The sequence below is a fragment of the Hahella sp. CR1 genome (assembly GCF_029813005.1).
Taxonomy (GTDB): Bacteria; Pseudomonadota; Gammaproteobacteria; order Pseudomonadales; family Oleiphilaceae; genus Hahella.
On sequence record NZ_JAPELK010000001.1, the window covers coordinates 545,314 to 556,776 of the forward strand.

Genomic DNA, 11,463 nt, shown 5'->3' on the forward strand with positions numbered 1-11,463 from the left:
CTTAAACTCCAACGCGTCTTACCGGCGCTTGCACCAGATGTCCGCTCATATCGAACGCATACAATTTATGAGTGGGGAAATAGATATTGATGCTCTCATCAACGTCGTAAGCGTGTACGCCGGACAGGTGCATCACCAGGCTCATATGATCGTTGCGAACGTGCAGGAAGGTTTCAGAACCACTGATTTCAGCCAGATCGACATTGACGGATAGCTCCAGGTCATCGTCGTTCTGCGGCACCAGCCCGATATGGGAGGCTCTGACGCCGAACTTGTAGCGCCCTGGCTTCAGGGTGCGCAAATCCTGATTCAGCGGGAAATGAACAGTTTCGTCGAAGGTGACTTCTTCGTCAGTCACCAGGCCTTCAACTACGTTGATAGGCGGCTCGCTGAACATTTCCGCAGTGAGAATATCCTGCGGACGGTGGTAAACTTCCGCGGTCGGACCGTGTTGGAGAACACGCCCTTCATGAATAACTGTCGTCGTGCCTCCCAGAGCCAGGGCTTCGTTGGGCTCAGTGGTGGCGTAGACAGCGATGGTGTTGCGTTCTTTGAACAGCTCCCGTAATTCTTGGCGCAGCTCTTCGCGCAGCTTGTAGTCCAGGTTCACCAGCGGCTCGTCAAACAGAACCATGTTGGCGTCCTTGACCAGGGCGCGGGCCATCGCCGTGCGCTGCTGCTGTCCGCCGGAAAGCGCCAGAGGCAGCCGGTCCAGGTAGGGTTCAATGTGCAGCATCGACGCCGTCTCACGCACCCGCTCCTTGATCTTGGCTTCGCTCATATTGGCGAGGCGCAAAGGAGACGCGATGTTTTCGTAGACGGTCAGGTTGGGGTAGTTGATGAACTGCTGGTAGACCATGGAGATATTGCGGTCTTTTACCGGCACGCCGGTAACGTCTACGCCGTTCATGAAGATTTTGCCGCTGCTGGGTTTATCCAACCCCGCCATCAAACGCATGAGGGTGGTTTTACCGGCGAGGGTGCGGCCTAGGAGTACGTTGAAGGAGCCGGGTTTCAATGTGAGGTTCACATCGTTAATCCAGGTCTCGCCGTCAACAATACGACTGACATTTCTAAGCTCAAGGGACATCTTGCTAATCCCACCTTTGTTCTTGTTTGAATATGTTCGTAAATGTTCTTTTGAACAATTTGTTTTTTTCGAGTAGGTATATATACAAACATCGGGCCAACTTTTTTGCAAATCCGTCGTTTGTCACCACTTGAACAAATTAGATATGTATAACAATGATTTGCAGAGGCGAACGCTGCCGCTGAGAAAGAAAGGTAACGCTTGGACAACAATTTTCCATTTCGAAAAGTGTTGACAACTGTTCACACTTAACAACAATGATTGAACAGGTTGACTGTTTTGTGAACAGTTGAACACTGTCCTGAACACCGAATTGAACACTCATGCGAGCTCACCATTCAGAAAGACGAGGGTCCTATGGACTCAGATGAAAATAAAAACGCATCAGTCTTCGCCGCTGAGGGGACGGCGCGAACTCATAGGGAGTTGATCGAGGATTCCTGGCGTCGCTGTAAAGAATACGGGCTGACTCATAACAGCGTCCCGCAATACGGCGCGTTGAGAAGAGGCGACGTGTCAGCGCTGTTGGAGGAGCATCAGTTATTGGTGAACACCACGCAGAAAGAGGTGTTGCCTTATTACGACCATATTTTGTCCAACTCCAATTGCCTGATCGTATTGGCGGATCGGCGCGGCCATGTGCTGAACACCTGGGGCGAACAGCGCTTTACGCCGTTGGAATGCGCCCATGGCCTGGTAGTGGGCAACCGCTGGACGGAGGTGGGGGCGGGCACTAACGCCATTGGCACTGCGATCGCCACGGGCGCAGCGGTGCAGGTGGGCAGGGATGAACATTTCTTGCGCGCCAATCGTTTCATGGTCGGCTCCGCGGCGCCGATATTCAACACGCAGAAAGAGATGGTGGGCGTGTTGGACATTTCTTCCGACGCTTATCTGCCTCAGGATCATACCCTGGGAATGGTCAAGCTGATGACCCTGAGTGTGGAGAACCGGTTGATTCACAACGCCTTCCAGCGTGAACACCTGTTGATCACCTTCAACACGAATATCGCTGCGTTGGAAAGCCCGTGGTCAGGTTTGGTCGTGATCGACGAAGAAGGTCGCATTATTTCCGCCAACCGTCGCGCGGAAGTGATGCTGGCCCATGATCTGGCTTTGGCGAACATCGAAGACATCTTCAATTGCAAGCTGAGGGAATTGCGGCATCATCCAGAGGGAATGCCGATGGAGGTCTCCGCGTTGGGCAAATACCGCATGCACTTGATGATTAAACGCCCTCCTCAGGCGGCGATTATCGCTCCAGATTATCGTAAGAAGGAAAAGCCAGCGCCGGTAATAGTGGAGGAAGAACTGCCGGACGATGTCATTCCCTTTCATGAACTGGAGCATGGCGATGAACGGGTGGCGCGGATGGCGAAACAGGCCAACCGCATCATGGAAAAAGATATTCCCATTCTGATCCATGGCGAGACCGGTAGCGGCAAAGAAATTTTCGTACGTTCACTGCATTACCACAGCTCCCGTAAGGCGTTTCCGCTGGTGGCGGTGAACTGCGCGGCCATTCCAGCGGAACTGGTGGAGTCTGAATTATTCGGATATGAAAAAGGCGCGTTTACCGGCGCCAGCAACAAAGGCTCCATCGGACTGATCCGCAAGGCGCACCGGGGCACATTATTTTTGGATGAGATCGGCGAAATGCCCCTCAAAGTGCAAGCGCGTCTGTTGCGGGTGCTGCAGGAGCGCTGCGTGACGCCATTGGGCTCCACGGAAACCTTCCCTGTGGATATCAAATTGATCTCCGCCACTAACCGGGTGTTGAAAGAAGAAGTCAAACGGGGCGCGTTTAGAGAAGACCTGTATTACCGTATTTCCGGCCTCAATCTGGAGTTGCCGCCATTACGGGAGCGTGCGGATAAAGCCAGACTGATCGAATATGTGCATGGCAGACTGACTCGCAGCGCCGGGGAGACCTATCATCCATTGAGCGCTGACGTGCTCGCGATGCTGGCGGACCACCCCTGGCCGGGCAACGTGCGCCAGTTGATAAGCATTCTAAGCGTGGCGCTGGCCATGGCGGATGGCTACCCGATCGAAGACTGGCACATTCCTGATGATTTTTATGACGACCTCAATGGCCTTGGTCTGGCGGAGCCGGACGGAGATAGCCTGAACGAAGATGTCGATGGTTTCGGTGATGGACCGGCGATACGCAATCCGAAAGAAGAATTGGAGGCGAAAATCGTGAGGTTATACAGAGAATACGGTGGCAACGTCAGCCAGACCGCCAAAGCGGCGGGCGTCAGTCGCAACACTGTGTATAAATATATCCGCTAGGCTTGCGCCCAGCGGATGACGAGGGTCTGCTTGCGGAAACGTCAGCAGACCCTGATGAAGAAATTATTTCTTGTGGGCGGCCTTGGCCATATTGCGCACGCCTTCCACGGAGTTGAGCCAGCCTTTGTAAAGGCGGTCGGCAACGGCTTCTTCCATGCTTGGCGGGAATGTCTTTTCGCATTGCCAAAGTTCCTGCACCTCTTCCAGTGACGAGTAAACGCCAGCTTTCAGACCCGCCAGAAACGCTGCGCCCAAAGCGGTTGTCTCGGTGACGAAGGGACGATCCACGCGCACGTCCAGAATATCCGCGAGGAATTGCATGGCCCAGTCGTTCACCACCATGCCGCCGTCCACGCGTAAGGCCGCCAGATTTTCCACGCCATCCGACTTCATCGCTTCAAGCAGGTCGCGAGTCTGATAAGCCACAGACTGCAGGCCCGCCGTGACAATTTCGGCGATGCCGGTGTCCCGGGTCAGACCGACGATGGCGCCGCGAGCGTTGGGTTCCCAATAGGGCGCGCCCAGGCCGGTAAAAGCGGGAACCAGATATACGGAATGGTCGGGTCCGACTTGTTCCGCATGCCCTATACTTTCACCGGCGCTTTTCAACAGACTGATGCCATCGCGCAGCCATTGCATGGTGGCGCCGGCCATAAAGATGCTGCCTTCAATTGCGTAAGTGGGTTTTCCATTAAGCCGGTAACCAACGGTAGTGAGCAGTTTATTGTTGGATTCCAGTGGCGCATCGCCGGTGTTCATGATCATGAAACAACCGGTGCCGTAGGTGCTCTTGCACATGCCTGGCGCGAAGCAGGCCTGGCCAAACAAGGCCGCCTGTTGGTCGCCGGCGACGCCAGTGATGGGGACTTCCGACCCCAGGAACTGATGCTCCGTCATACCGAAATCGTCGGAGCTGTCTTTCACCACCGGCAGCATAGTGCTGGGCACATTGAGCATATCGAGCAGCTCATCATCCCATTGCTGACTGTGGATATTGAAAAGAAGCGTGCGGGAAGCATTGGTGGCGTCAGTGGCGTGCACAGAGCCGCCGGTCATCTTCCAGATAAGAAAGGTATCGACGGTGCCGAACAGGAGGTCGCCGCGTTCCGCCTTTTCCCGTGCGCCTTCCACATTGTCGAGAATCCAGCGGATCTTGGTGCCGGAAAAATAAGGATCGAGCAATAGCCCGGTTTTCTCGCGGACCATGGACTCGCGACCGTTTTCATACAACTCGGCGCAGAAAGCGGAGGTGCGGCGGTCCTGCCAGACGATGGCGTTATAAATGGGTTCGCCGGTGTGACGATCCCACACCACGGTGGTTTCTCGTTGGTTGGTGATGCCGATGCAGGTGATGTCGCGGCCGGAGATCCCGGCCTCTTTCATAACGGCGCTGCAAACGCGCTTGACGGTATCCCACAAATCATGCGGATTGTGCTCCACCCATCCGTCATTCGGAAAATGCTGGGCGAATTCTTGTTGCACGCTGTATGCGGGCAGGCCTTCACGGGTAAACAGAATGGCGCGGCTGCTGGTCGTGCCTTGATCGATTGCTAATATGTACTTGCTCACAGTCGTCGTTCTCATGTTTGGCCACGGCGACGCAAGCCAGTCTGGAAATTAACACCCGGCCGCCGCGGTCTGCTTATTATTGTTCAATACCCTTTCGGTCGCTTGCGTTACTTTCCGTCAGTTCCGTTTATCCGCTCTGTTTTGTCCTCCCGCTCATGCGCTCGCTTGCATGGGCTGATAAGGCTCAGCGGCCCGGGGGCGCTTACCCGCGAGGTATTCCGCCAGGGCGGCCTGTTGATCTTCATTCAGGAACAGACCCATCTTCGTGCGGCGCCACAGGATATCGTCAGCGTTCATCGCAAACTCATACTCTAGCAGATAGTCCACCTCTTTTTGGAAAAAGCCTTCTCCGAACTTCTGACCCATATCCGCTTCTGATTGCGCGTCTTTCAAGAACATCTCGCAGCGGCTGCCATAAGTCGTGGCGAAGCGTTTTGCGGTGCGTGCGGTCAGGAACGGATAGCGATTCTGCAGCCCCTGGCTGTAGTTGGCGACTGTGCCGGGCAGGTCGCCGCCTGGCAATACGCTGTCAGCAGTCCATGGCGCGCCCATTTGTGGGTAGAACGGCTTGAGAGTTTTCAGAGCTGACTCTGCCAGTTTTCGATACGTGGTCAGCTTGCCGCCAAAGATGGAGAGCAGCGGAAGTTCGCCTTCAGTCTCCAGTTCGACGGTGTAATCGCGGGTGATCGCCTGGGCGGAGTCGGATTCATCGTCGCACAGAGGGCGTACGCCAGCATAGGTCCACACTACGTCAGCCGGTGAAATCTGCTTCTTGAAGTGAGCGTTCACTATGTCGCAAAGGTAATCTATTTCTTCATTGGAAATGGCGACGGTTTCCGGCGCGCCTTTGTGCTCCACATCCGTGGTGCCGACGATGGAGAATTCATCCAGATAAGGAATCACGAACACAATGCGCCCATCTTCGTTTTGCAGAATAAAGGCTTCATCTTCGTCATGTAGTTTTGGAACCACCATATGGCTGCCTTTGATCAGGCGAATGCCGCGCGGGCTAGTGCGATGCATTTCTTTCGTCAGCAGCGTCTTAACCCAGGGGCCGGCGGCGTTTACCAGTCCTTTGGCTTTCATGGTGTGTTCTTCGCCGGTGACTTCATTGCGCAATTGTACATGCCACAGGCCTTTTTCCTGGGATACGCCCACGCATTTGGTCTGTACGAAAACATCTCCGCCCAGTGAACGAAATTGCATTGCGTTCAGCACCACCAGACGCGCGTCATCCACCCAACAGTCTGAGTATTCGAAGCCTTTGGTGATCTCTGGTTTCAACGCTGCGGCAGGCTGATTGAAACGAATGAATTTGCTGCCTGGAAGAATGTCTCGTTTGCCCAGCATGTCATACAGGAAAAGTCCGATGCGAATCATCCAGGCGGGACGCAGGTGAGGGCGATGAGGCAGGCGGAACCGCATGGGTTTTACGATATGGGGCGCCTTGCGGTAGACCGTTTCGCGCTCGTTCAGCGCTTCTTTCACCAAGCGGAACTCGTAATGTTCCAGGTAGCGCAGGCCGCCATGAATCAATTTGCTGCTTGCGGAAGAGGTGGCCCATGCGAGATCGCGCATTTCCACCAAGGCGGTTTGCAATCCGCGGCCCTGGGCGTCTACGGCGACGCCGACGCCATTGATGCCTCCGCCGATTACGAGAAGATCGTAAATTTTCTCACTCATTATTCGGAACCTTTCCATGCGGTTAAAAATTGACTAAAGTTTAAACGAAAGAAAAAAGAAAATAAAAGGAAAATTTACGAATTATTTTGTGACAGTTTCTAAATATTTTCTACTTTCTAGAGCGCCATTATGAAGTGAAATGAAAATAAATTATTAAATTCAGCAAGTTAGCGATGGCCTCAAAAACAGACTGCGAATTGCTTCGAGGAAGAGAAAACAAAACGTCAGGTCGATAGTCGGAAGTGGATTAATTGCTCTGTGGCGGCGGAATAGACGTGATGCGGAGAGAAAAGAAAAAAAACGAAGATAGGTCTGTGAGTGGTAAAAGCAGTAATGGCGAGCGGGCGTTCCCTGGCCCGTTCCAGGGTGACGCTGTTAAGGCGTACAGATATGCAGGCGTACGTCGTGATTCTTCATCATGGTTTCTATTTCTTCACTGGGACGCTGATCGGTGAAGAACATGTTGGCCTGGGTGATGCTGCCTAGACGCACCATGGCTCTGCGACCGAACTTGGAGTGGTCCGCCGCCAGAAACACATGTCTGCTTTGCTGGATGATCGCCTGGGCGACGCGCACTTCGCGATAATCGTAGTCCAGCAGGGCTCCGTCTTCGTCAATGGCGCTGATGCCGATGATGCCGAAGTCCAGGCGAAACTGTTGTACGAAGTCCATGGTGGCTTCACCTACAATGCCGCCGTCTCGCGCGCGAACCTCGCCGGAGGTGACGATCACGCGAAAGTCTTCCTTTTGGCTCATCATACTGGCGACGTGCAGATTGTTGGTCACTACCTGCAAACCTTTGTGGTTCATCAGCGCTTTGGCGATGGTTTCGGTGGTGGTGCCGATATTGATGAACATACTGCTGTGATCAGGAACATGCAGCGCAATTTCCCGGGCGATGGCTTCCTTTTCCTCCAGATTGCGGATTTGTCGGTCCTGGTAGGACAAGTTCTCCGTAGACGTAATGGAGGTGGCGCCGCCGTGAAAGCGTTGGATCAGATTGTAATCCGCCAGCAGGTTAAGATCCCGTCGCAGCGTTTGGGGAGTGACGTCGAAGGCCTCCACCAGTTCGTCTATAGTGGCGACGCCGTTCTTTTCGATGAGTTTGAGAATCGCGGTTTGCCGCGCATTTAAAGGCTTGTCAGCGGACATGTTCGTTTTATTTTCGTGCGCAAATGATAAAACGAAATGTTAGTAGAAAATTACCCAGGGCGAAACCAGTAATAGTACTTCCCTCGAAAAGGCGGGAATTCTTATCCGGACAACAGGTTAAGAACGAATCTCGCCTGCGCGTTGGCCTGGGCGCGGATGGCTATCTGGGCTTGCGTAAGTATTTTTTGGGTCGCCAGATTAGCGCTTTCGGCGGCGATATCGGTATCCGCGATGCGGCTGCGCGCCTCGGTCGCATTAAGATGCGCGGTTTCCAGTTCGCGTATGCCAGCCTCGAAACGGTTCGATAAGGCGCCGAATTGCGCCGCCCGGTCGACCGTCGCTTGCAGGCTGTCGTCAATGACCGATACGGCGCTGATGGCGCCCTGTTGGCTGGAGATATCTAGGCTTTCCAAACCGAAGTTGCTCAACTCCTGCACCAGATTACGGCCTTCCAGAACGATCTGTTCTCCACCTTCTGCGCCAGCCTGGAAACGGTGCTCATCACTGGAATCGAACAGATTGACGCCGTTGAAGTTGGACTGCTTCAGCAACTGACGCGTACTTTCCAGAATCTGTGCGGCTTCCTGTTGCAAGGCGGCGCGGTCACTGTCGTTGTATACGCCGTTGCTGGCTTGCAGGGCGAGCTGGCGGATACGCTGTAGATTGTCGGTCACTTGACCCAATGAGCCTTGAGCTGTCTGGGAGAGGGAAATGCCGTCGCCGGCGTTGCGAATAGCGGTGGAGAAACCGCTGATACGGCTGCTGATACGGGTGGCGATGGACAGACCGGCGGGGTCGTCAGCCGCGCTGTTAATACGCGAACCGGAACTGATGCGGGCGAAGCTCCGCTGAATTTGCGCGTCGTTCGGCGAAGGTAGCGCCGGGCCGTTAATCGAGATCGCCATGAAGTACCTCTATAATCCATAGCCTTAGGCCATTTTAGATCAATAAATAATCAATTGCGACTACCTTATATCGTTACGAGCCCCGTCCTTATGCGCACGCAGCTTTCTTTTCCGTTTCTGAGCGGCATCGCTTAGACTCTGTGTTTTAACGTTTTACTGAAGAGAAATAATCATGCGTATATGGGTAGACGCCGATGCATGCCCGAACGTCATCAAAGAGATTCTGTTCCGGGCGGCGGAAAGGGTGAAAGTTCCCTTGATTCTGGTGGCCAATCAGCCGCTTAAGACGCCGCCGTCGCAATATATCCGCAGTTTGCAGGTGGCGCCGGGATTTGACGTGGCGGATAACCATATCGTGCAGCATGTCGAACAGGGCGAGCTGGTGATCACCGCTGACATTCCCCTGGCGGCGGAAGTGATAGACAAAGGCGCTCATGCGTTGAATCCCAGGGGCGAGTTTTACAGCAAGGAAAACATTCGCCAGCGCCTGATGATGCGAGATTTCATGGAAACCATGCGCAGCAGCGGCGAGCACACAGGCGGTCCTGCCGCGTTCAATCACGGCGACCGCATGGAGTTCGCCAATCAACTGGACCGTTTTCTGGCGAAAGCGAGTAAGCCTTGATCGGCGCGACGGCTTACGCCGTCGCCTCCATTCCGCCCGCCGCCTCACATAGCTCCGCCATGCGCTCCGCGGCGGCGTCACTGCCTAGTTTTCCTTGCCATTCTATATAGCGGGAACACACCGCAGCTACCTCCACGCGTCCGCGTAACTGGCGCAAATCCTCTGCGCTGCGCACGCCGAAACCGACGGCGAGAGGCAGGTCCGTGTAGCGCTTGAGGCGCGCGATATAGTCATCGAACTCGGCGTCCCAGCGGGTTTGTGAGCCAGTGACGCCAGTGCGCGCTACGACATACACCATGCCCCGGGCGGCGGCGCTGATTCGTTGCAGGCGCTCGGGAGGCGTCACGGGCGTCACCATCATGATCGGCGCCAAATCAAGCTTATCCAGCAGTGGCAAGTGCGGCTCCAGGGCCTCCACGGGCAGGTCGGGGATGATCAACCCTTTTACGCCAGCTTCGGCCGCATCGGTGAATAAACGGTCAAGGCCGTAACGGTAGAGAGGGTTGAGGTAGCTCATCAATAGAAAGCTCACCTGTGGGTGACGTCGTGAGACTTGCTCCGCCAATGCCAGCGCTTGTTTGACGCCGCCGCCGTTCTTGAGGGCGACATGGCAGGCGTGAGCCAGTGTTGGGCCGTCCGCTACCGGGTCGCTGAATGGAATTTGCAGCTCGATCATTTTCACGCCAGCGGCGACCAATCCGTCAATCGCAGGCAGGTTGGCTTCAAGAGAGGGATAGCCCACCACCGCATGGGACATGACTAGCAGTTCTTGTGGTTTTTTCTCAGGCAACATCGGCGGCATTCTCCCCTTGCGTTGTGAAATCAGGTTGGCGAGCCAGCTCGCGTTGCAGGAAGGCGGACCAATCCGGATGCGGGAAAGCGCGCGCCACATTGAAAATGTCTTTATCGCCGCGTCCGCTCAAATTAATCACCACATGTTCGCTGGGCGACATCTGGGCGGCGCGGCGGAACCCGCCCGCCAATGCGTGGGAGGATTCCAGCGCAGGGATGATGCCTTCGTGGCGCAGTAATGTCTCAAACGCCGTCAGGGCTTCCTCGTCGGTTGCGGAATCTGGCGTTAATCGCCCGCGTTGAGCGAGGTCCGCCAGAATTGGCGATACGCCGACGTAGTCCAGTCCCGCCGCTACGCTGTGCGTGTGTCCAAGTTGTCCGTCGGAGTCCTGTAAGAAAAGTGTTTTGAAGCCCTGGGCGATGCCGTCTTCGCCGGTTCCTTCCTGAAGCCGGATAGAGTGCTGGCCTTCTTCGCGGCTGCGTCCGCCAGCTTCTACGCCTATCAACTCGACGTCACCTTGATCGATATACGGCGCGAACGCGCCAAGGGCGTTACTGCCGCCGCCGACGCAGGCTACGACGCTGTCAGGATTGCGACCGATTTGGGACAGAGCCTGTTGCTGTAGCTCTCTGCCGATAATACTCTGGAAATAAGCCACCAGCTCCGGGAAAGGCGCAGGTCCGCAGGCGGTGCCGAGCACGTAATGGGTGTCTTCGAAACTGGCGGCCCAGTCGCGCAGCGCTTCGTCCATGGCTTCTTTCAAGGTGCGAGCGCCGGTGGCGACCGGAATAACTTCTGCGCCCAGGCGCCGCATCCAGAATACATTGCCGTACTGACGCTCAATGTCGTCCGCTCCCATATAAATGCGGCACTCCAGACCCAGGCGAGCGGCCATGATCGCCGTGGCCAACCCATGCTGTCCTGCGCCGGTTTCTGCGATTACCCGGCGCTTGCCCATACGCCGCACCAGAAGGCCTTGGCCCAATACGTTATTCACTTTGTGGGCGCCGGAATGGTTGAGGTCTTCCCGTTTTAACCAGATTTGCGCGCCGCCAATCGCCTTAGACAGGCGTTCGCAGGGCGTGAGAGGCGTGGGCCTGCCGCTGAATTGCTGCGCCAGGGTCTGATATTCTCGCCAAAAGTCAGGATCGTCGCGCAAACTGAAAAATAGGCGTTCCAGCTCCATCAGAGCGGGCGTCAGTATTTCCGGGGCGTAACGGCCGCCGAAGCTGCCGAACATACCGTTGTTGCTGCGGATCATGGCGATTTTCTCCTGTATTATTCGGGCCCATAAGGCATAATGGAAACAGTTAAAATTAAACTAAACTGTTTAGTTAAAATAAAGTGAAAT

At 55.2% G+C, this 11,463-nt stretch carries 9 protein-coding genes; 2 read left to right on the forward strand and 7 right to left on the reverse strand.

The features are described from left to right. Position 1: 1 nt before the first annotated feature. The gene (locus ONV78_RS02415) at positions 2–1,090 is read right to left on the reverse strand and encodes an ABC transporter ATP-binding protein (RefSeq protein ID WP_127974286.1); all 1,089 of its coding nucleotides are present in this window, start codon (positions 1,088–1,090) and stop codon (positions 2–4) included. Between the two features lie 357 nt (positions 1,091–1,447). On the opposite strand from ONV78_RS02415, the gene ONV78_RS02420 reads away from it, so the two are divergent. Continuing rightward, complete coding sequence (locus tag ONV78_RS02420) at positions 1,448–3,385, forward strand: sigma-54-dependent Fis family transcriptional regulator (RefSeq protein ID WP_279500792.1); 1,938 nt, start codon at positions 1,448–1,450, stop codon at positions 3,383–3,385. Between the two features lie 63 nt (positions 3,386–3,448). On the opposite strand, the gene glpK is transcribed toward ONV78_RS02420, so the two are convergent. The 4 genes from glpK to ONV78_RS02440 form a co-directional block, all read right to left on the reverse strand. After that, the gene (gene glpK, locus ONV78_RS02425; RefSeq protein ID WP_279500793.1) at positions 3,449–4,954 is read right to left on the reverse strand and encodes a glycerol kinase GlpK; all 1,506 of its coding nucleotides are present in this window, start codon (positions 4,952–4,954) and stop codon (positions 3,449–3,451) included. Positions 4,955–5,107: 153 nt separating this feature from the next. Next, complete coding sequence (gene glpD / locus ONV78_RS02430; protein WP_279500794.1) at positions 5,108–6,637, reverse strand: glycerol-3-phosphate dehydrogenase; 1,530 nt, start codon at positions 6,635–6,637, stop codon at positions 5,108–5,110. A gap of 375 nt (positions 6,638–7,012) precedes the next feature. Beyond that, positions 7,013–7,789, reverse strand: a complete 777-nt coding sequence (locus tag ONV78_RS02435; protein ID WP_216736658.1) for a DeoR/GlpR family transcriptional regulator — start codon at positions 7,787–7,789, stop codon at positions 7,013–7,015. Positions 7,790–7,890: 101 nt separating this feature from the next. After that, the gene (locus ONV78_RS02440; protein WP_279500796.1) at positions 7,891–8,694 is read right to left on the reverse strand and encodes a flagellin; all 804 of its coding nucleotides are present in this window, start codon (positions 8,692–8,694) and stop codon (positions 7,891–7,893) included. Between the two features lie 172 nt (positions 8,695–8,866). Here ONV78_RS02440 and ONV78_RS02445 point away from each other — a divergent pair, with 172 nt between their 5' ends. Further along, positions 8,867–9,319 carry a YaiI/YqxD family protein gene (locus ONV78_RS02445; RefSeq protein WP_127974280.1) on the forward strand — a complete coding sequence of 151 codons (453 nt, stop codon included), beginning with the start codon at positions 8,867–8,869 and terminating at the stop codon, positions 9,317–9,319. A gap of 13 nt (positions 9,320–9,332) precedes the next feature. Here ONV78_RS02445 and trpA read toward each other — a convergent pair whose 3' ends face one another. Both trpA and trpB read right to left on the reverse strand, forming a co-directional pair. Continuing rightward, a complete protein-coding gene (trpA, locus tag ONV78_RS02450; protein ID WP_279500799.1) occupies positions 9,333–10,112 on the reverse strand; it encodes a tryptophan synthase subunit alpha in 780 nt (259 codons plus the stop codon). After that, positions 10,102–11,373: a tryptophan synthase subunit beta gene (gene trpB / locus ONV78_RS02455; RefSeq protein WP_279500801.1), complete on the reverse strand. Its 1,272-nt coding sequence runs from the start codon at positions 11,371–11,373 to the stop codon at positions 10,102–10,104. Before trpB ends, trpA begins: the two co-directional genes overlap by 11 nt. Positions 11,374–11,463 lie beyond the last annotated feature (90 nt).